The organism is Pseudoxanthomonas mexicana (genome assembly GCF_001556105.1).
Classification (GTDB): Bacteria; Pseudomonadota; Gammaproteobacteria; order Xanthomonadales; family Xanthomonadaceae; genus Pseudoxanthomonas_A; species Pseudoxanthomonas_A mexicana_A.
In genome coordinates this window covers 1-20865 of the sequence record NZ_LSIF01000047.1, presented here as the reverse complement: position 1 = coordinate 20865, position 20865 = coordinate 1, and the positions used below count along the sequence as shown (strand labels likewise).

At 67.5% G+C, this 20865-nt stretch carries 17 protein-coding genes and 1 pseudogene; 8 read left to right on the top strand and 10 right to left on the bottom strand.

All coding sequences use genetic code 11. The annotated features are described in order from the left end of the window. Nucleotides 1–83 precede the first annotated feature (83 nt). Complete coding sequence (locus tag AX730_RS07870) at nt 84–305, top strand: twin transmembrane helix small protein (RefSeq protein ID WP_062354449.1); 222 nt, start codon at nt 84–86, stop codon at nt 303–305. Nucleotides 306–398: 93 nt separating this feature from the next. On the opposite strand, the gene AX730_RS07865 is transcribed toward AX730_RS07870, so the two are convergent. From AX730_RS07865 to AX730_RS07845, 6 genes are read right to left on the bottom strand one after another with little or no spacing between them, the layout of a single operon-like run. After that, the gene (locus AX730_RS07865; protein WP_062354446.1) at nt 399–1277 is read right to left on the bottom strand and encodes a cytochrome c oxidase subunit 3; all 879 of its coding nucleotides are present in this window, start codon (nt 1275–1277) and stop codon (nt 399–401) included. A 28-nt stretch (nt 1278–1305) separates the two neighbouring features. After that, nucleotides 1306–1884, bottom strand: coding sequence for a cytochrome c oxidase assembly protein (locus tag AX730_RS07860; protein ID WP_062354443.1), 579 nt, complete (start codon nt 1882–1884; stop codon nt 1306–1308). Beyond that, the gene (locus tag AX730_RS19470) at nt 1881–2015 is read right to left on the bottom strand and encodes a hypothetical protein (RefSeq protein ID WP_268793362.1); all 135 of its coding nucleotides are present in this window, start codon (nt 2013–2015) and stop codon (nt 1881–1883) included. Before AX730_RS19470 ends, AX730_RS07860 begins: the two co-directional genes overlap by 4 nt. 19 nt (nt 2016–2034) lie before the next feature. Then, entirely contained in the window at nt 2035–3666 is a 1632-nt protein-coding gene (gene ctaD, locus AX730_RS07855; protein WP_062354440.1) for a cytochrome c oxidase subunit I, read from the bottom strand. 34 nt (nt 3667–3700) lie between these two features. Next, the gene (gene coxB / locus AX730_RS07850; protein ID WP_062354437.1) at nt 3701–4627 is read right to left on the bottom strand and encodes a cytochrome c oxidase subunit II; all 927 of its coding nucleotides are present in this window, start codon (nt 4625–4627) and stop codon (nt 3701–3703) included. Nucleotides 4628–4663: 36 nt separating this feature from the next. Beyond that, a complete protein-coding gene (locus AX730_RS07845) occupies nt 4664–5140 on the bottom strand; it encodes a DUF2244 domain-containing protein (RefSeq protein ID WP_062354497.1) in 477 nt (158 codons plus the stop codon). A gap of 263 nt (nt 5141–5403) precedes the next feature. Between AX730_RS07845 and putA the strand changes: the two genes are divergently transcribed. The 3 genes from putA (at nt 5404) to AX730_RS07830 (ending at nt 11006) form a co-directional block, all read left to right on the top strand. Further along, nucleotides 5404–8619: a bifunctional proline dehydrogenase/L-glutamate gamma-semialdehyde dehydrogenase PutA gene (gene putA / locus AX730_RS07840; RefSeq protein ID WP_062354434.1), complete on the top strand. Its 3216-nt coding sequence runs from the start codon at nt 5404–5406 to the stop codon at nt 8617–8619. A gap of 259 nt (nt 8620–8878) precedes the next feature. After that, complete coding sequence (locus AX730_RS07835; protein WP_062354433.1) at nt 8879–10039, top strand: GGDEF domain-containing protein; 1161 nt, start codon at nt 8879–8881, stop codon at nt 10037–10039. A 13-nt stretch (nt 10040–10052) separates the two neighbouring features. Next, on the top strand, nt 10053–11006 hold the full coding sequence (locus AX730_RS07830; protein ID WP_062354431.1) for an SMP-30/gluconolactonase/LRE family protein: 954 nt from the start codon (nt 10053–10055) through the stop codon (nt 11004–11006). Nucleotides 11007–11069: 63 nt separating this feature from the next. Here AX730_RS07830 and AX730_RS07825 read toward each other — a convergent pair whose 3' ends face one another. Beyond that, nucleotides 11070–12422, bottom strand: a complete 1353-nt coding sequence (locus AX730_RS07825) for an outer membrane protein transport protein (RefSeq protein WP_062354429.1) — start codon at nt 12420–12422, stop codon at nt 11070–11072. Nucleotides 12423–12642: 220 nt separating this feature from the next. Here AX730_RS07825 and AX730_RS07820 point away from each other — a divergent pair, with 220 nt between their 5' ends. Both AX730_RS07820 and AX730_RS07815 read left to right on the top strand, forming a co-directional pair. Beyond that, nucleotides 12643–13335 carry a rhomboid family intramembrane serine protease gene (locus AX730_RS07820; RefSeq protein WP_062354421.1) on the top strand — a complete coding sequence of 231 codons (693 nt, stop codon included), beginning with the start codon at nt 12643–12645 and terminating at the stop codon, nt 13333–13335. A 34-nt stretch (nt 13336–13369) separates the two neighbouring features. Continuing rightward, on the top strand, nt 13370–13690 hold the full coding sequence (locus AX730_RS07815; protein ID WP_062354417.1) for a DUF1820 family protein: 321 nt from the start codon (nt 13370–13372) through the stop codon (nt 13688–13690). 57 nt (nt 13691–13747) lie between these two features. Here the strand turns inward: AX730_RS07815 and AX730_RS07810 are convergent. From AX730_RS07810 to gpmI, 3 genes and pseudogenes are all read right to left on the bottom strand, one after another. Beyond that, nucleotides 13748–15079, bottom strand: a pseudogene (locus AX730_RS07810) (S41 family peptidase); the annotation flags it as partial. A 116-nt stretch (nt 15080–15195) separates the two neighbouring features. Continuing rightward, complete coding sequence (locus AX730_RS07805; protein WP_062354414.1) at nt 15196–16446, bottom strand: murein hydrolase activator EnvC family protein; 1251 nt, start codon at nt 16444–16446, stop codon at nt 15196–15198. Continuing rightward, the gene (gene gpmI / locus AX730_RS07800; RefSeq protein ID WP_157074151.1) at nt 16446–17972 is read right to left on the bottom strand and encodes a 2,3-bisphosphoglycerate-independent phosphoglycerate mutase; all 1527 of its coding nucleotides are present in this window, start codon (nt 17970–17972) and stop codon (nt 16446–16448) included. The genes AX730_RS07805 and gpmI overlap by 1 nt, the downstream gene beginning before the upstream one ends. Nucleotides 17973–18131: 159 nt before the next feature. On the opposite strand from gpmI, the gene AX730_RS07795 reads away from it, so the two are divergent. After that, on the top strand, nt 18132–18788 hold the full coding sequence (locus AX730_RS07795; protein WP_157074152.1) for a hypothetical protein: 657 nt from the start codon (nt 18132–18134) through the stop codon (nt 18786–18788). 116 nt (nt 18789–18904) lie between these two features. Then, nucleotides 18905–20605 carry a M28 family metallopeptidase gene (locus AX730_RS07790; protein WP_062354407.1) on the top strand — a complete coding sequence of 567 codons (1701 nt, stop codon included), beginning with the start codon at nt 18905–18907 and terminating at the stop codon, nt 20603–20605. Nucleotides 20606–20865: the final 260 nt, after the last annotated feature.

Here is a 20865-nt window from a genome sequence, read left to right as displayed (position 1 = left end):
CGTCCGAATGTCGCACCCACCAACGGCTTACGCCGGCGGAGCGATAATGCGCGCCTCACTGCCCCGGCCCCGTCGAGGACGCCATGAACGATTCGCTGAAAACCCTGCTGATCATCGCTTTCCTCATCCTCATCGTGTGGAACCTGGGCGCAGGCCTGTATTACATGCTGGTGGACAAGGGTGAGAGCAAGCGTACGGTGAACGCGCTGACCCGCCGCATCGCACTCTCCGTCGGCCTGATCCTGCTGGTGGTCGTGGCCATCAAGATGGGCTGGATCCAGCCACACGGCATCAACCGCGGCTGAGCGGGCATTCTCCCGCGCGCGGCGTGCCGCGCCAACCGGACAAAAGAAAAGGGCCGGCATTGCCGGCCCTTCCGTTGTCGCGGTACCGCCTGCTCAGACCACGTAGACGAACAGGAACAGGCCCAGCCACACCACGTCGACGAAGTGCCAGTACCACGCCACGGCTTCGAAGCCGAAGTGGTCGTTCTTCGAGAAGTGGCCCTTGGCGCAGCGGAACCAGATGATCGCCAGCATGATGGTACCGAGCGTCACGTGCAGGCCGTGGAAGCCGGTCAGCATGAAGAACGTGGAGCCGTAGATGCCCGAACCCAGCGTCAGGTTCAGTTCCTTGTAGGCGTGGATGTATTCCTCGACCTGGAAGAACAGGAACACGCAGCCCAGCAGTACGGTGGCGCCCAGCCAGATCAGCAGCTGGCTGCGGTTGCCCGCCTTCAGCGCGTGATGGGCGATGGTGATGGTGACGCCCGAGGTCAGCAGGATCAACGTGTTGAGCAGCGGCAGGCCCCACGCGGGGATGGTCTGGAACTGACCGCCCACCTGGCCCGGACCCGCGCTCGGCCACGCCGCGGAGAACCCTTCCCACAGCAGGCTGTTGGTCATCACGCCATCGCCTTCGCCACCCAGCCACGGCAACGACAGGGTGCGGGCGTAGAACAGCGCACCGAAGAACGCGGCGAAGAACATCACTTCCGAGAAGATGAACCACACCATGCCCATGCGGAACGACACGTCCACCTGACGGTTGTACTGGCCGGACACCGACTCGCGGATCACGTCGCCGAACCACATGAACAGCGTCGCACACAGGCCGACGACGCCGGCGTAGAACGTCCACATGCCGAACGACAGATCGTTGAGCCAGCTGGCCACGCCGAACATCGTGATGAACATGGCGATGGAGCCCACGAACGGCCACTTGGAGCTGTGCGGCACGAAGTAGATGTTGGCGTCTGGCGATGGGGCATTTGCCATGGCGATGCTTCCGGTTGCTAAGGCGTGGTCAGGGTGCCGCGAGCGGCTTGAGCGACGCCGTGCCCGTGCCGATCTGCGCGGTCAGGGCGTCGTTCTTGAAGAAGGTATACGACAGGGTGATCGTCTTCACTGCCGCCGGCAGGTCCGGGTCCACGATGAAGCGGACCGGCATGTCGCGGCTTTCGCCGGGCTGCAGGGTCTGGGCGGTGAAGCAGAAGCACTCGGTCTTGGTGAAGTAGCCGGAGGCGCGCGCCGGCGCGACCGATGGCACCGCGCTGCCGACCACGGGACGCTCGCTTTCGTTGCGGGCGAAATACTTGGCTTCGTACAGCTCGCCCGGCACGACTTCCATGGTCAGCTGTTCCGGATGGAACGCCCACGGCAGCTTGGAATTGACGCCGCCATCGAACTGCACCGTCACCGTGCGCGCGACCTTCGCCGCGGCAACGGCCGCGGCCTGGCCGGGACCCTGCTCCAGGCGGATGCCGAAGACCTTCTCGCAGGCGATGCGGTACAGCGGCACCAGCGAGAACGTCAGCACGAACACGGCCATCGCCACGCCCACCAGCTTGAAGATGCCCGCCGAATTGGACTTGGCCGCGCTCATGCGCTCAGCACCGCGCGGCCGATGAAGGCCGCGAAGATCGCAAAGGCGATGCCGCCGATCACCCACGCGGTCCGCAGCACCGCCCTGCGGCGGCGTGCGAGTTCTTCGGGGGTGAAGGCGGGGACGTTCATGCGAGGACGCTCAGCCGTCTCAGTGCGTCACGTCGCCGTGCGCCAGGTCGCCATCCTTGATGACCGGCGGCGTGGTGAAGGTGTGGTGCGGTGCCGGCGACGGCACGGTCCACTCCAGGCCCTTCGCGTTTTCCCAGGCGCGCGCTTCGGCCTTGGCGCCGTTGCGCAGCGAGGCCCACAGGATCGCCGCCATCATGAACGGCGTGACGAACATACCGAACGCGCCGATCGAGCTGATGAAGTTCCAGTCCGCGAACACCGGGTTGTAATCCGGGATGCGGCGCGGCATGCCGGCCAGGCCCAGGAAGTGCTGCGGGAAGAACAGCAGGTTGACGAACACGATCGTCCACCAGAAATGGAACTTGCCCCAGAACTCGTTGTACATGCGGCCGGTCCACTTCGGCCACCAGTAGTAGGTGGCGGCGATGATGGAGAACAGCGCGCCGGTCACCAGCACGTAGTGGAAGTGCGCCACCACGAAGTAGGTGTCGTGGTACTGGAAGTCCGCCGGCACGATGGCCAGCATCAGGCCGGAGAAGCCGCCGATGGTGAACAGGATGACGAAGCCCACGGCCCACAGCATCGGCGTCTCGAAGGACAGCGAGCCCTTCCACATCGTGCTGACCCAGTTGAACACCTTCACGCCGGTCGGGATCGCGATCAGCATGGTGGCGAACATGAAGTAGATCTCGCCGCCCAGCGGCATGCCCACCGTGAACATGTGGTGCGCCCACACGATGAACGACAGGAAGGCGATCGAGGCGGTCGCGTACACCATGGCCTGGTAGCCGAACAGCGGCTTGCGGCTGAAGGTCGGGATGATCTCCGACACCACGCCGAACGCCGGCAGGATCATGATGTAGACCTCGGGGTGACCGAAGAACCAGAAGATGTGCTGGTACATCACCGGGTCGCCGCCGCCGGCCGCATTGAAGAAGCTGGTGCCGAAGAACTTGTCGGTCAGCAGCATCGTCACGGCGCCGGCGAGCACCGGCATGACCGCGATCAGCAGGAACGCGGTGATCAGCCAGGTCCAGCAGAAGATCGGCATCTTCAGCAGGTCGATGCCCGGCGCGCGCATGTTCAGCACGGTCGCGATGATGTTGATGGCGCCCATGATCGAGCTGACGCCCATCATGTGGATCGCGAAGATGGTGAACGCGACGTTGTAGCCGCCCTGCAGCGACAGCGGGGGGTACAGCGTCCAACCACCGGCGGGCGCGCCGCCCGGCAGGAACAGCGACATCAGCAACAGGGTGAAGGCGAACGGCATGATCCAGAAGGACCAGTTGTTCATGCGCGGCAACGCCATGTCCGGCGCGCCGACCTGCAACGGGATCATCCAGTTGGCCAAGCCGACGAAGGCCGGCATCACGCCGCCGAAGATCATGACCAGCGCATGCACGGTGGTCATCTGGTTGAAGAATTCGGGGCTGACGAACTGCAGGCCCGGCACCATCAGTTCGGCGCGGATGATCACCGACATGCCCGCGCCGATGATGAACATGATGAAGCTGAAGATCAGGTAGAGGGTACCGATGTCCTTGTGGTTCGTGGAGAAGAACCACCGGTCGATGAAGCCCTGCTGGTGACCGTGATGATCGTCGTGCCCGTCATGATGGGAATCGTGGGCGACGGTGGAGTTGGCCATGTGCTTACTCTCTGCAGCTAATGCGGACGATCGATCAGCCCTGCGCCGACGGCGCGGGGGTCTCGGCGGTGGGGGCGGCGTCAACGGCCGGGGCCGTCGCAGCATCGGCCGGCACAGCTTCCGGTGCGGGCGCCGCCGGAGCGGGTTCGGCGGCCGGGGCGGGCTTCTTCGACGCCAGCCACTGCGCGAACTCGGCCTTCGGCACGGCCTTCACCACGATCGGCATGAAGCCGTGGTCCTTGCCGCACAGCTCGGCGCACTGGCCACGGTAGATGCCGGGCTCCTTGATGTCGGTCCAGGCCTCGTTGACGATGCCCGGGATCGCGTCCTGCTTCCAGCCCAGCGCCGGCACCCACCACGCGTGGATGACGTCGTCAGCGGTGATCACGAAGCGGATCTTGGTGTCGGTGGGCAGCACCAGCTGGTTGTCGACGTCCAGCAGGTAGTGCGGGTGCGCCTTGATCTCTTCCTGCGTGGCGTTCTTGTTCTGGCGCAGGCGGTCGGACTCGCGGTCCAGGCGGCTGGTGAAGGACACGTCCTCACCCAGGTACTCGTACTTCCACATCCACTGGTAGCCGGTGACCTTGACGGTCATCTCGGCGTTGCGGGTGTCGTACATGGCGATCAGCTTCTTGGTCGCCGGCCAGGCCATGACGATGAGGATCAGGATCGGCAGCACCGTCCAGATGATCTCGGCCGTGGTGTTGTGGCTGAACTGCGCGGCCACCGCACCCTTGGACTTGCGGAACTTGAACATCGCGTAGCCCATCGCGCCGAACACGATGATGCCGATGACGACGCAGACCCACAGCGCGATCATGTGCGCGTCGTAGGCGTGCTGGGAGGACGAGGTCACGCCCTTGCCCATGTTCAACTGCCAGCGGTGCGGGTCCGCCGACTGTGCCCAGGCCAGCGCCGGCATCGCCAGCAGCGTGCACACCATCGCCAACCGCTTCCACATTCCATTCACTTGCGTCATTGCCTAGACCCCAATGCGTCATCGGTTGCGGCCGCTCGCGGCCGCCAGTAAATCCTGCACTCTGTCCGCCAGCTCCCGGCGTTCGGCCGGCCCCAGGAAGTCGCCTACCCGGACCCGCCTGCCGCTGGAAACCAGCGAAATCCTTTCGCCTCCCCGCTCGATGCACAGGCGGACCCAGTAGGGGTGTGCCCGGAACACCATCCCCGCGCCAGAGGTCGTGACCTCCACCGCGTCGGGACCGATGCGGATGTCTTCGCCCCGGTCGCCACTGCGCCACAACGCATGCAGCGCCGTGGCCACGATGGCCGAGTGGAGCAATGCGAAGGCCGGCGCGAAGGCATTGCCTCCCCACCAGCCCAGCACGGCGACGACCCACATCGCACCCGACAATGCCGCGAACAACATCACGAACTGACGGCGCGTCAGCGCCCGCGGCGGCCGCAGGCGGAGCTGCGCGCCGTGTCCGTCGCACGATGACGGCACCACGTCGATCATGTCGTCCGCCACACGATCCGGGCTGCGGAAAACCGCTGAATGGTAGCTCCCGAGCACAGGGGGCGGCAAGTTGCATTGATCGAGGACAACGCGCAACGGCCCGCCCGCAAGGACGCATCGCGCACCGACGGGGGCGTTCCGCGACCTGCGTCACCGCCTCGCCAACCTGCACGCCCGGAGCCCGTAAACCCCGCACGACAGGCATATCCGGGCCGCCTGCGCGGCCCTAAACTAATGGACTGCCTTTGGACTGCCCTGCCGTCATGTCGACTCCCCTGCCTGTCCCGTCACCCGCCTCGTCGCCGGCCGGCGCCATCGTCTCCCCCGAGCTTCCCGCACCGCCGGCCGCCCTGCGGGCCGCCATCACGGCGGCTTGGCTGCGCGACGAGACCGAGCATGTCCGCGAGCTGCTGGAGCAGGCCCGCCTGCCGGCCTCCGACCAGATCCAGGCGCAGAAGCTGGCCGTGGACCTGGTGAAGCGGGTCCGCGCCCGGGCGCAGGACCAGGGCGCCATCGAGGCCTTCATGCGCCAGTACGACCTGGGCAGCGAGGAAGGGGTGCTGCTGATGTGCGTGGCCGAGGCCCTGCTGCGCATCCCCGACCAGGAGACCGCCGACAAGCTGATCCGCGACAAGCTGGGCGACGCCGACTGGGAAAGGCACCTGGGCCAGAGCGATTCGGTGCTGGTCAACGCCTCCACCTGGGGCTTGATGCTGACCGGCAAGCTGGTCAACCTGAACGACCTGACCCGCGCCGACGTGCCGGGCGCCTTCAAGCGCCTGGTCGGCCGGGTCGGTGAGCCCGTCATCCGCCTGGCCGTGCGCCAGGCGATGCGCATCATGGGCCACCAGTTCGTCATGGGCCGCACCATCGACGAGGCGCTGGCGCGCAGCCGCAAGGGCGAGAACGCCGACTACCGCTACTCGTTCGACATGCTGGGCGAGGGTGCGCTGACCACGAAGGACGCCGCCCGCTATCTCGAGGCCTACCGCCAGGCGATCCATGCGATCGGCCGCACCGGTCCGTTCGCGGATGTGTTCGCGGCACCGAGCATCTCGATCAAGCTGTCCGCGCTGCACCCGCGCTACGAGCACGCCAAGCGCGCCCGGGTGATGAAGGAGCTGGCCCCCGCCATCCTCGAACTGGCGCAGCTGGCCAAGTCTTACAGCATCGGTTTCACCATCGACGCCGAAGAAGCCGACCGCCTGGAGCTGTCGCTGGACCTGATCGACGCGACCTTCTCCGATGCCTCGCTCGATGGCTGGGAAGGCTACGGCCTGGCCGTGCAGGCGTACCAGAAGCGCACGCCGCACGTGATCGATTTCCTCGCCGACCTCGCCCGCCGCGTCGGTCGCCGCATCCCGGTGCGCCTGGTGAAGGGCGCGTACTGGGATGCCGAAATCAAGCGCGCCCAGATCGACGGCCATCCGGGCTACCCGGTGTTCACCCGCAAGCCGAACACCGACGTGTCCTACCTCGCCAACGCGCGCCGCATGCTCGACCAGGGCGATGCGCTGTATCCGATGTTCGCCACCCACAACGCGCAGACCATCGCCGCGATCCGCTTCATCGCCGACGGCCGACCGTACGAGCACCAGAAGCTGCACGGCATGGGCGACGACCTGTACGCCGAAGTGGTGCCCAAGCACCGCCTCGACACGCCCTGCCGCGTGTACGCGCCGGTCGGCTCGCACGAGGACCTGCTGCCCTATCTGGTGCGCCGCCTGCTCGAGAACGGCGCCAACAGCAGCTTCGTCAACCGCATCACCGACGAGAACGTCGCCATCGAGGACCTGGTGCGCGACCCGGTGCAGACCGTGTCCGAATTCGAGTCCATCCCGCACCCGCGCATCCCGCTGCCGGTCGATCTTTTCCGGAGCCAGCCGGCTCCCATCGCCTCTTCTGACAGGAACAACTCCATGGGCGCCAACCTCGCCAACGACAACGACCTGCGCGCGCTGGCCGAGCGCATCAACGCGGCGGTCAAGCCGTGGCGCGCCGCGCCGCTGGTGCCGGGCGCGGTCGTCGCCAGCGCGGCACTGCCGGTGATCAATCCCGCCGACCGCCGCCAGACCGTCGGCGAATGGCAACCGGCCGACAGCGCCGCCGTCGACAAGGCGCTGGCCAACGCCGTCGCCGCGCAGCCCGCCTGGGACCGCACGCCGGCCGCCAGCCGCGCCGCGATCCTCGAGCACGCCGCCAACCTGCTGGAACAGCGCCTGCCCGACTACCTCGCGCTGTGCGTGAAGGAAGCCGGCAAGACCATCCCCGACGGCGTCGCCGAAGTGCGCGAAGCGGTCGACTTCCTGCGCTACTACGCAGCGCAGGCGCGCGCGCAGTTCGGCGCGCCGGAACACCTGCCCGGCCCGACCGGCGAATCCAACCAGCTGCAGCTGCAGGGCCGCGGCGTATTCGTCTGCATCAGCCCATGGAACTTCCCGCTGGCGATCTTCCTGGGCCAGGTCAGCGCCGCACTCGCCGCCGGCAACAGCGTCATCGCCAAGCCGGCCGAACAGACCAACCTGATCGGCCACGCCGCGGTGAAGCTGTTGCACGAAGCCGGCATTCCGGAAGCCGTGCTGCAGTTCCTGCCCGGCGACGGTGCCACCGTCGGTGCGGCCCTGACCAAGGACCCGCGCGTCGCCGGCGTCGCCTTCACCGGCTCCACCGAGACCGCGCGCGCGATCAACCGTGCGCTCGCCGGCCGCGACGCCGGCCCGATCGCTACCCTGATCGCCGAGACCGGCGGCCAGAACGCCTTCATCGCCGACTCGTCGGCGCTGCCCGAGCAGCTGGTGAAAGATGCGATGGGCTCGGCCTTCACCTCCGCCGGCCAGCGCTGCTCGGCCGCGCGCGCGCTGTTCGTGCAGGACGACATCGCCGACAAGGTCATGACGATGCTCGCCGGCGCGATGGACGAACTGAAGATCGGCGATCCTGGCCTGCTGTCGACCGACGTCGGCCCGGTGATCGATGCCGATGCGCTGAAGATCCTCGACGACCACGCCGTGCGCATGGCGAAGGAAGCGCGCCTCATCAAGCAAGCGAACGCCGGCGACGACACCGCGCACGGCACCTTCTTCGCGCCGCGCGCATGGGAACTGACGTCGCTCGACCAGCTGCAGAAGGAAATCTTCGGGCCGGCGCTGCACGTGGTGCGCTGGAAGGCCGACCAGCTGGATGCGGTGATCGACCAGATCAACGCCACCGGCTACGGCCTGACCCTGGGCGTGCACTCGCGCATCGACGAGACCATCGACCGCATCGCCGCACGCGTGAAGGTCGGCAACGTCTACGTCAACCGCAACCAGATCGGTGCGGTGGTCGGCGTGCAGCCGTTCGGCGGCCAGGGCCTGTCCGGCACCGGGCCGAAGGCCGGTGGCCCGCACTACCTGCCGCGCTTCGCCACCGAGAAGACGGTCACCGTCAACACCACGGCGGCCGGCGGCAACGCATCGCTCCTGACCCTGGGCGAGTGACATCGACACCGGCATCGGCAGGCCACAGCCGCCGATGCGTCCTCGTCAGCCCCGCTCCGGCGGGGCTTTTCATTGAGGCATGACCCCCGGCACTGCCGCGCGGCGCTGCAGGCATCGATGCTGCGGATTCCGTGGTCTCCGTCGCTGAAGTTCCCCTTCGCGTACGCGAGCATCGGTGCACCGCGGGTGCCGAATTGTGCCGCATCCTGCGTTCTGGCATCGACAGGGAGCTTCACGGCCAGCAAGGCCTCGACGACGCATGACGACCGATTTCTACAACCTGCTGCTCAGCGACTGCGCGCTCGCCGCCGTGCTGCTGGCGCTGTTCTTCTACGTAGGCAAGGTCTCGCGCGGCGTGCGCGGCATCGCCACGTGGGGCGTGGCGCACTTCCTGTACTCACTGGGTGCGGCGATGCTGGACGGCACCGCGCAAACGCTGGTGCGGGCAGGCAACGAATCCTTCGCCGATGGCATCGCCGGCGTGGGCGGCCTGCTCGCGTGTGCGGGGCTGGTCGGGCTGGCGTGGTCGATCATCCAGTTCGTGCAGCAGCGCGCGCTGACGCGCTGGGAGCACGCGCTGCTGCCGCTGTGCATCGGCTTCTCGCTGATCGGCATGGCCGTCGACGGCGGTGTCGATGCGCAAGGCGCCGCGATGAGCGCGACCGAAGTGATCGTGCTGGCGGTGATGGTGCGCCACCTGCTGGCGCTGCGCAGCGCACCCGACCATGTCCCGGCGCGACTGATGATCTTTGGCTGCGCGGTGCTGCTGTGGCTCTACGGTGGCGACCTGCTGGCGGCGCTGACCGGTCGCTACGGCCCGAATCCGATGTGGGTCAACCTCGATCTGTCGATCTGGTTCATGCTCAATTTCTGCATGCTGATGCTGGCGAGCTTCCGTGCCGCGGAGCCGCTGCGCCAGGGCGCGCTGTTCGATCCACTGACCGGCGCGCTCAACCGTCGCGGGCTGGACAACGAACTGCAATCACATCGCTCACGTCCCGCCACGGAACACGGACTGGCCGTGATCGCGCTGGATCTGGACCATTTCAAGGCGGTCAACGACGATCACGGCCACGAAGCCGGCGACGTGGTGCTGCAACGCTTCTCCGATGTGGTCCGCGGCTGCATCCGCAGCGAGGACCTGTTCGCCCGGCTCGGCGGCGAGGAATTCATGCTGCTGCTGCGCGACACGCAGGCCGATACCGCGCATGCGTTGGCCGAACGCATCCGCCAGCAGGTGATGGCGCTGGAATTCGCACCGATCGGCCGCGATATCCGCATCACCGTGAGCCTCGGCATTTCGTTCACCGCCGATCGCCATGCGCCGTACGAGATGCTGATGCGGCTGGCCGACGAGGCGCTGTACGCGGCCAAGCACAAGGGGCGCAACCGGATCGAGGTACGCTGGCACCCCGCCTGATCGCGAGACCGCCATGCCGCGTCACCATCGCCTCATCGCCGCCCTGCTCCTGTGTGGCGCAGCGCCCTTCGCACAGGCATCGGCCTATCGCGCCATCTGTCCCGCCGATGCCGGCCACGCGCCGTCGGGCGAACTGACCGCCACGCGCGTGGCCGCGGCCAAGGTCGACGACGACCAGGATCGCCTCTATGAAGGCGCCGTGTGGAAGGACGGCGCGCTGTACCTGTCCGACTTCGTGCACAACGGGCGCTTTCCCTCGCGCATCCGCCGCTTCACCCCGCCGGACCGGTGGGAGACCGTCGTCGTCGACAGCGGCAGCAATGGCCTGGCGCTGGATCTCGACGGGAATCTCATCGCGGCCACACACGACCGCAAGCAGGTGGCGCGCGTCGACCTGTCCGATGGCGACCGCACGCCGCTCGTGTCCACCTTCGAAGGCGCGCCGTTCAACTCACCGAACGACCTGGTGATGGCCGCCGACGGCAGCCTCTACTTCACCGACCCCGAGTACCAGCGCAAGGCTGCGCCGGGCGGCCAGCCGCTCACGCGCGTCTACCGGCACCACGACGGCGTGACGAGCGTCGTGGACGACCGCCTGCGCAATCCCAACGGCATCGCGCTGTCGCCGGACGGCACCACGCTCTACGTCGCCGGCGGTGCCGACGGCGGCGACGTGCTTCGCGCCTATCGCTTGCGGGAAGGCGTGCCGGGACCGGGCAACGATCTCGCCCGTATCCGCGGCGGCGACGGGCTGGCCGTCGACTGCCTGGGCAACGTCTACGTCACCGAGCACGGCGAGCGGCGCGTGCGCGTGTTCTCGCCAGCGGGTGAGGTGCTGGCGACGATCCACGTGGATGCCAACATCACCAATGGCGCGTTCGGCGGCGGCGACAGGCGCACGCTGTTCCTCACCGGCGCGGCGAGCCTGTGGTCGATCGAGCTTGCGGTGGCGGGACTGCCGTACTGATCCACCGGCAAAGAAAAACCCCGCCGAGGCGGGGTTTTCCTGCAGCCCGGATGCGCGAGGCGATCAGAACTTGTAGTTGATCGACGCGGCCAGCACGTCACCCACCACGTCGTACTTGCCGTTCACCACATTGCCGGTTTCCGAGGCCGCGCGAACGGTCGGGTCCTTGGCGAAGATGTGCAGGTAGCCGAGGTTGAACTCCATGTTCTCCGACGCGGTGTAGCCCAGGCCCAGGGTCACCCAGCGACGGGTGGTGTCCGGCACGCGCACGTCGCGGTGTGCGGTGGTGGTCGGGGTCTGGTCGTACGCCACGCCGCCACGGAACGTCAGCTTGTCGCTGATCTTGTAGTCGGCACCGATCGAGGCGAAGGTGGTGTCGCGGTAGTTGAATTTCAGCACCGAATTGGGCTGGCTCGACGCGTAGTCGATGGTCACCGCATCGAATGCCGTCGACCAGGCGGTACGGGTCACGTCCGCGGCGATCATCAGGCGATCGTTGACGTGATGGGTCACGCTCAACGTGGCCGAAGCCGGCAGGGTTACCGTAGCGCTACCCTTGGTGTCGACAAACCAGCCCGGACGCGCAGCGCCAAGGATCGCCGTCACCTGCGGATTCTTGGTGAAGGTGGCATCGCCGTCCTTGATCTTGTGCTCGACCTTCGACCGGTAACTGATACCGATGTGGGTGTTCTCGCTCGGGCTGAACAGGCCGCCGGCGGTCCAGCCGAGCCTGACATTGTCGCCCTCGATCCTGAGGCTGCCGTCGGCGCTGCCCGGAGCGAAGCCCGGCACGCCGGCCTGCGCAACGATCGCACCGAAGTCGATGGCGTTGCCCAGCTCGATGGTCATGTACTCGGCAAACACGCTGGCGCCGAAGGACACGTACGGGTTGACGTCGTAGGAGAACGAGGCGCCCAGGTCAACGACTTCCATCTGGGTCTTGGTGCCGCTGTAGCGGCCGACCCAATTGGCGTCGTACTCGGTGGCGAAACCGTACGGCACGCTCAGCGAGATACCCAGGTGGGCCTGCTCGCCGATCGGGGTGTAGAAGTAAGCCGCAGGAATGGCGGCGATCTTGCCCGCATCCCCACCGTTGCCACCGCTGATCGCGGTGCCGGTGCCGGCGCCACCCGGGCCTGCATTGCGGCCGGCACCGGTGAACTCGGCCGAGAAGCTGACCGCGCTCAGATCGGCCTGAAACTGGCGGCCGTCGAGCTGGCGCATGCCGGCCGGGTTGTTGACGATGATCGAGGCGTCGCCTTCGGCACTGGCCGAGCCTGCGAAGGCGCGCCCCATGCCCTTCGCACTGTTTTCCTTCAGCTGGAAGGCGGCCGCGTGCACGTCGCCATAGGCGAGCACGCCGGCGATGCCGAGGGCCAGTGCGGTAACGCGGGTCAGGTTCTTGGTGAATTCCATCTGTGTCTCCGGAGACGTGGGTAAGGGATCGCCTGCGTCGTTGAGGCCGCGGTGTGTTGTCCACCTTTCGACCTGCCGGAAGCCCCTCCCGACATACGACGCCGTATGCAGTATACCTGCTAACTAAACACTAACAATCGGCCGTAAGTCATTGCCCCTATTCAGTTTCGTTACGGCGCACCATGGGCAGGTGTCCGGCGACCCGGTACAGTGCGGCCGCATGTTCGTCTCGCTCCCTTCCCGTCGGAAACCCCACGTCCGCTGGGCCACGCCTGTCCTGCTGGTGCTCCTGTCCGCTGCGTTTTGCTGGTCGCTGACCCTTGGCGACGCCGCCCAGGGTCACCTGCTGACCCGATGGGGAGCGCTGACCGGCGGCATGGTGGCACCGGAGGTCTGGCTGGCCTCGTTGCAGAGCGGCACGGTACTGCGCCTGTTCACCGCGCTGTTCCTGCACGCGGACTGGGCCCACCTGGTGGGCAACCTGGTGTTCCTGCTGATCTTCGGCTTGCCGTCGGAGCGGGCGATGGGGCCGTGGCGGTTCCTGCTGTTGTTCCTGGTGGGCGGCGCGGTGGCGAATGTCGCCGCGGTCCTCAGCATCGGCACACCCGACCGCGTGATCATCGGCGCGAGTGGCGCCGTCTCTGCGGTCATCGGCGCCTACCTCGCGCTGTTCCCCACCGCCAAGCTCGGGGTCGTGCTGCCGTTGGGCCTGTTCCTGGAGTTCGTGAAAGCGCCCGCCTCGCTGCTGATCGGCATCTGGGCGCTGCTGCAGGTCGTGTTCGCCTACACCGGCCCCACGTTCGGCACCGTCGCATGGTGGGCGCACATCGCCGGTTTCCTGTTTGGCGTGGTGTTCGCGCTGTTCGTGCGTGCCGCGATCGCGCGGCGCATGCGCAAGCGACAGGGCTACTGAGCTGCCGCCTTGTTGTGCGATCTATAATCGCGGCATGAAGAACACGCTCTACAAGGTCACGTTCCACAACCACACCAAGGTCTACGAGCTCTACGCGCGCAGCGTCGCGGCCAGCGGACTGTGGGGTTTCACCGAAGTCGCCGACCTGGTGTTCGACGTGCATGAAGGCCTGGTGGTCGACCCGACCGAAGAGCGCCTGCGCGACGAGTTCGGCGGCACCAAGGTGCTGCACCTGCCGATGCAGAGCATCATCCGCATCGAGGAAGTGGAGCGCAAAGGCCAGTCCGCGATCCGCGACGCCGCCACCGGCGAAAAGGTCGTCACGCCGTTCCCGATGCCGGCAAAGCCGCGCTGAGCAGCAGCGTCGGCCGGCAGCTCAGCGCACCTGCTTGGCGGCGGCCCCGGGGTCGGTCGCACGTGCCGTCGCCGCCACCTTCTTCAACTCCACCAGCGCCGCCGTGATCGGCGCATCGCCGTCCAGTACGTCGCCAGGCAGGTAGCCCGCAGCACCTTCCTCATCGCCGCGCAGGTGGCCCGGCAACGTGGCTTCGGTGATGTAGGGCTGGCCATCGGGGCCGACCTCGGCGGTGCCGGGCTTGCCGCCCTGTTCGGGCTTCACCACGACATCGGGGACGATGCCGCTGGCCTGGATCGACTTGCCGCTCGGCGTGTAATAGCGCGCCGTAGTCAGCTTGACCGAATCGCCGTTGTCCAGCGGCAGCACCGTCTGCACGGAGCCCTTGCCGAAGGTGCGGCTGCCGACCACGCGCGCACGATTGTTGTCGCGTAACGCGCCGGCCAGCACTTCCGAGGCGCTGGCGGAGCCGGCGTCGACCAGCACCACCACCGGCGCGCCGTTGAGGCGGTCGCCCGGCGTCGCGTCGAACTTGGAATCACTGATCGACATGCGCCCGCGCGTGCTGACGATGGTGCCCTTCTCAAGCAGGTCGTCCGCCACCTGCACAGCGGCGAGCAGCAGGCCGCCGGGATTGCTGCGCAGGTCCAGCACGACGCCACGCAGCTTGCCGTTCTGCTGCAGCTTGTCGATCTGGCGCTGGAACTCGGCGGCGGTGTCGGTCTGGAACGCCTTGATCCGCACGTAGCCGTAGCCGGGCTCGAGCATGCGGCTGGCCACGCTGTTGACGCGGATGGTTTCGCGCGTCAGCGGCACATCGAAGGGCTTCGGCGTGCCCTCGCGCGCGATGGTCAGCACGATCTTGCTGCCCGGGGCGCCACGCAACGGTTCCATGCCGTCTTCGGCACTGATCGGCTTGCCGTCGATGGCGGTGATGAGGTCGCCGGACTTGATGCCGGCCTTCGCGGCGGGCGTGTCGTCGATCGGCGACACGACCAGCAGGGTGCGGTCGGGTTGCTGCATCAGTTCGACGCCGATGCCTTCGTAGGCGCCATTGGCCTGTTCGTCGAAGGCCTCGGAATCGGCCTTGTCGAAATACGTGCTGTGCGGATCCAGGTCGAGCAGCAACCCGCGGATCGCGGACTGCATCAGCTTCTTGTCCTCGACCGGCTCGACGTACGCTTCCTTGACTGCATTGAACACCGCCACGTAGCGACGGATCTCCTCGAGCGGCACCTTCGACGGCGCATTCTCGGCAGCGTCCGGATCATCGCTCGGGGCCACCACCGGCGGCGTCTCCGGGAGCGGCGCGTCCTGTTGCTGCGCCCATGCCGGCAGCGCGGCAAGCAGGGCGACGGTCAGGATGGCCAGGGGAAAACGCGAGGGCATGCGGACGCTCCAGGTAGTGCTCGATGGTACGTCGCACACCGGTGCAACGTTCACCGGATTATGCGCGAACGCCCCACGCCCGTTTGTTCAAGCCGGGTTAGGACCCGGCGCGCCATTCATCGCCGCTGCAGCCACGAGGCAGGGTCGACCGGTTGGCCGTTGCGGCGCAGTTCGAAGTACAGCGCAGCCTGCCCCTGGCCACCGGAGGTACCAACGCGCGCGACCGCGTCCCCGCGTTTCACCCGGTCGCCGCTGTCCTTCAACAGGCTGTCGTTGTGCGCGTACAGGCTCATATCGCCATTGCCGTGGTCGAGGATCAGGATCAGGCCGTAGCCCGTCATCCATTCCGAGAACACCACCGTGCCATCCGCCACGGCGGTGACTGGCGTGCCGGACGGCGCCCCGATCAGCACGCCGGTGCTGGCACGGCCATCGGGCAGTCGACCGCCGTAACGCGCCAGCAGGCTGCCCGACACCGGCCAGCCCAGTCCACCCACCTTCATGGCAGGTGCGGACGCGACGACTGGGCGCGGCGGCGCAGGGCGGGTGCTCCGCGTCGCCGTGCCGTTGCCGTCGCGCTTCTGCGCCGCGGCCGCCGCGGCTGCTTCGCGACGCGCGGCGGCACGACGTTCGGCCTCGGCGCGCGCGGCGGCGGCACGCAGGTTCTTCAGCAGCGTTTCGAGCGAACGCGCATCCTGGCCGAGTGCCTTCTCCTTGGCGGCGCGATCCTGATAGCGCTCGTCCAGATCGGCGACCAGACTGGCGCGTGTCTTGCGGTCCTTCTCCAGCTGCGCCACCTGGCTGCGCTGGCGCGCACGCGCCGTGTCCAGCTCGGCGCGGCGGGCGATGATGTCGTGCTCCACCTGGTCCAGCGCGACGAGTTCGGTGTTCAGTGCCTCGATGCGGCGCGCCTGGTCGCGTTGCACGTAGCGGTGATAGGCCAGCAGGCGGTTGGCATCGGCCACGCGGTCCTGCGACAGCAGCACCTTCAGCGGCGCATCGTCGCCGCGCTGGTAGGCCGCGCGCACCAGCCCCGCCAGTTGCAGGCGCTGCGCCGCCTGCTGCGTCCGCATGGTGTCGCGCTTTCGCTGCAGCTCTTCCAGCGCAGCGGCCTCACGACGCAGGGCGACCTCGGTCTCGGAGAGGGAGCGCGTGGTGCGTCCCACCTGCTCGTCGGCATCACGCAGTTGGCGCGATGCGGTGCCGCGTTCGCCTTCCAGCTTGCGGCGCTCCTGCGCGATCGATTTCAGCTCGCTGCGCACGCGTTCCAGCTTGCGCTCGGTCTCGCGCGAATTCTGCGCCGATGCCACCAGCGACAGTCCCGCGAGCAGGACGACGGCGCATGCGAGCCGGACGCGGTGCGGCATCAGGCGTCGATCAGGCTGCGGCCGCTCATGTCGGCCGGCTGCGGCAGGCCGAGCAGCGCAAGCAGCGTGGGCGCGACGTCGCGCAACGCGCCGCCGCTGCGCAGCGTGACCGCACGCTCACCGACGAACACCAGCGGCACCGGGCCGACGGTGTGCGCCGTATGCGGCTGACCGGTCGAGGGATCGCGCATCATTTCCAGGTTGCCATGGTCGGCGGTGATGATCATCGCGCCACCGGCGTTACGCACGGCGGCATCCACTGCACCGATCGCCTTGTCCACCGCCTGCGCGGCCAGGATCGCCGCCTGCAGGTCGCCGCTGTGGCCGACCATGTCGGGATTGGCGATGTTGCAGACGATCGCGTCGAAGCGCCCTGAGCCGATCGCCTCGACCAGCTTCTCGGTCAGTTCGGGACAGCTCATTTCCGGCTGCAGGTCGTAGGTCGCGACCTTCGGGCTCGGCACCAGGATGCGCTCCTCGCCGTCGAACACATCCTCGCGTCCGCCGCTGAAGAAGAAGGTCACGTGCGCGTACTTCTCCGTCTCGGCGATGCGCAGCTGGGTCAGGCCGGCGTCGGCCAACAGCTCGCCGAACGTCTGCCGCAGGTCGTCCGGTGCGAACGCGACCGGCGCCGGCAGCTTGGCGTCGTACTCGGTCAGGCAGACGTAGCGCGCGAGCGCCGGCACGCGCCGTTCGAAACCGTCGAACGCCGGCGACACAAACGCCGCCGACAGCTGGCGCGCGCGGTCGGCGCGGAAATTCATGAACACCACCACATCACCGTCGGCCATCGGCTGGGCGCCATCGATCACGGTCGGCAGCACGAACTCGTCGTTCTCGCCGCGCGCGTACGCGTCCTCCAGCGCGGCCACGCCATTCGCGGCGCGATGCCCGCTCTTCGCCTCGACGATGGCGTCCCACGCCAGCCGCACGCGATCCCAGCGCTTGTCGCGGTCCATCGCGTAATAGCGGCCGCTGACCGAGGCGATGTGCGCGTTACCGAGCGTCGCGCACAGGTCCTGCAAGGCGCGCAGGCTGGGCTCGGCGGATTTCGGCGGCGTGTCGCGGCCATCGAGGAAGGCATGCACCGCCACGCGGGGTACGCCCTGGCGCTTGGCCAGCTCCAGCATCGCGAAGATGTGCAGCTCATGGCTGTGCACGCCGCCCGGCGACAGCAGGCCGAACACGTGCAGCGTCTTGTTGCCCGTCCTGGCGGCATCGCACGCCGCGACCAGTTCCGCGTTCGTGTAGAAGCTGCCGTCTTCGATGGCGGCGTCGATGCGGGTCAGGTCCTGGTAGACGATGCGGCCCGCACCCAGGTTCATGTGGCCCACTTCGGAGTTGCCCATCTGCCCGTCCGGCAGGCCGACGTGGCGGCCCTCGGTGTGGATCAGCGTATGCGGCGCCGTGGCCAGCAGGCGTCGCCAGTTCGGCAGCTCGGCCTGCGCCAGCGCGTTGTCCGTAGGGTCTTCGCGATGCCCCCAGCCATCCAGGATCAGCAGCACGACGGGCTTGGGACGCTTCACGGGCGCAGGGGATGCGGACACGGCAGGATTCCAGTGACTTCAGGCAGGTGCCGATTGTAGCGAAGCATGGTGCCATGCATGCCCGCCGCACCGTCGCTTAAACCATCCACCGCGCCGGCGCATCAGACCCTTCGAGACCACCCGAGAGGCAACCCCATGATCCGTCCCCGTACTGCCCTGCTGCTGACCCTGGCCTTCGCCACCACCCCCGCGCTGGCCCAGCAGGAAATCTCCAAGGTCAACGGCAGCATCACCGCCGACGCCGGCCAGACCTATGGCGACCTGGATACCGTCAACGGCAGCATCCGCATCGGCGACGGCGTCAGCGCCGAGGACGCCAGCACCGTCAACGGCAGCATCAATGTCGGCGACAAGGCCCGCGTCGATTCGCTGGAAACCGTCAACGGCTCGATCCGCGTCGGCAAGGACGTGCAGGTCCGCAAGGACATCGAGACCGTCAACGGCAGCATCTTCACCGACCGCGGCACCACCGTCGGCGGCGGCATCGAGACCGTCAACGGCGCCATCGGCCTGGTGGCCACGCAACTGGCCGGGAGCATCGAGACCGTCAACGGCGACGTCACCGTCGGCGTCGGCTCGCGCGTCAAGGGCGGCATCAAGGTCGAGAAGCCGCAGGGCATCCGCCTGAACGTCAAGCGCGACCCGCGCATCATCATCGGCCCCAACGCCGTGGTCGAAGGTCCGCTGGTGTTCGAGCGCGCGGTCACCCTGTACGTGCACACCAGCGCCAAGATCGGCCCGGTCACCGGCGCCACCGCCACGTCCTTCAGCACCGACACCGCGCCGGCCGAGTAAGCAGTTCTGCCCCCTCCCCCGCCTGCGGGGGAGGGTTGGGGTGGGGGCGCGCTTCCAGCAAAGCCTGTCCCGCCCTTTGTAGCTAGAATCGGGATTCCGTTCGTTGAGGAATCCCGATGTCCCGCAAGTTGATGCTGGTGCTCGCCACCGCAGCCGCCCTGGCCGCGTGCAAGCAAGAACCCGCGGCCCCCGCGCCCGAGGCGGCCACGCCGCCGCCCGCCGCCGCCCATACCTTCACCGCCGACATCACCGAAGGCGATTTCGCCGAGATGGTGAACACGCTGGCATCGGACGAGTTCGAAGGCCGCGCGCCCGGTTCGGTCGGCGAAGAGAAGACCGCCGCCTACCTCGAAGCGCAGATGAAGCGCATCGGCCTGCAGCCGGGCAACAACGGCAGCTACTTCCAGGACGTGCCGATGGTGGAAACCACCGCGGACGAAACCGCGACCTCGCTGAAACTGACCACGTCGGCCGGCGCGCGCGACCTGACGTTCGGCACCGACTACGTCATCGGCACCCGCACCGGCCAGACCGAGGTCAAGCTGGATGCCAGCGAGCTGGTGTTCGTCGGCTACGGCGTCGACGCGCCGGAACAGAAATGGAACGATTACGCCGGCCAGGACTGGACCGGAAAGACCGTCGTGATGTTCGTCAACGACCCGGGCTTCCACGGCAAGGACGAGACGCTGTTCGGCGGCAACCGCATGACCTACTACGGGCGCTGGACGTACAAGTTCGAAGAGGCCGCGCGCAAGGGCGCCGCCGCCGCGCTGATCGTGCACGACACCGCCGGCGCGAGCTACGGCTGGGACGTGGTGAAGAACTCCTGGTCCGGCGCGCAGTACGACCTGCCGGCCAAGGACGATCCGGAGAAGCGCATTCCGCTGCAGGGCTGGCTGAGTGCAGAGGCCGCCAAGCAGCTGTTCGCCGATGCCGGGCTGAGCCTCGACGAGGCCTACGCCAATGCCGGCAAGCGCGGCTTCAAGCCCGTGTCGCTGAAGGCGCAGGCGTCCGCGGCGCTGAAGAGCAGCATCACCGAGAAGACCTCGCGCAACGTCATCGGCGTGCTGCCGGGCGCGAGCAAGCCCGACGAGGCCGTGCTGTACATGGCGCACTGGGACCACCTGGGCAAGCATGAAGGCGAAGAGAGCGACAACGTCTACAACGGTGCTGTCGACAACGCGACCGGCGTGGCCGGCATCCTCGAGATCGCCGAAGCCTTTACCCACCAGGATCCGAAGCCTGCGCGCTCGGTGGTCTTCGTGGCGGTCACGCTGGAGGAATCCGGCCTGCTGGGTTCCAAGTACTACGTCGCGCACCCGACCTTCCCGCTCGACAAGATCGCCGGCGTGATCAACCTCGACGCGATGAGCGTCGGCGGCAAGTCGCGCGACTTCGTCGTCACCGGCAAGGGCAACTCCGAACTGGAAGACATGCTGAAGGTCCACGCCGACCAGCAGGGCCGCGTGCTCGCCGAGGAAGGCAACCCGGCCGGCGGTTACTACTTCCGCAGCGACCACTTCAACTTCGCCAAGGCCGGCGTGCCGGCGCTGTACGCCAAGGGCGGCAACGACCTGCTGGACGGCGGCGTCGACGCGGGCAAGGCGGCGAGCGAGGAGTATGCCAAGCGCTACCACCAGGCCAGCGATGAAGTGCACGACGGCTGGAAGCTGGACGGCGTGGTGCAGGACCTGCAGGCGCTGTACGGCGTCGGCAAGGACCTGGCCGTCGAGGACAAGTGGCCGAACTGGCACGAAGGCAACCCGTTCAAGGCCGCGCGCGACACGATGATGAAGGCGGAACCGGCGAAGCAGTAATTCGTACGTTCCGATGCAGCATGAAAACGGCGCCAAGAGGCGCCGTTTTTTTTGCGTATCCGGAATGCCCCTCTCCCCCCGCTCGCGGGGGAGAGGGTGGCGCGCCAACCGCGCGACGGGTGAGGGGGTGGATCGCAGCCCACTATCTCTGTGGGAGCGACGTAAGTCGCGATGAAGCGCTACCGATAGCCCATCGCGACTGACGTCGCTCCCACAGAAAGAAGAAAACCTCACATCGCGGCTACCCCCTCACCCCACCC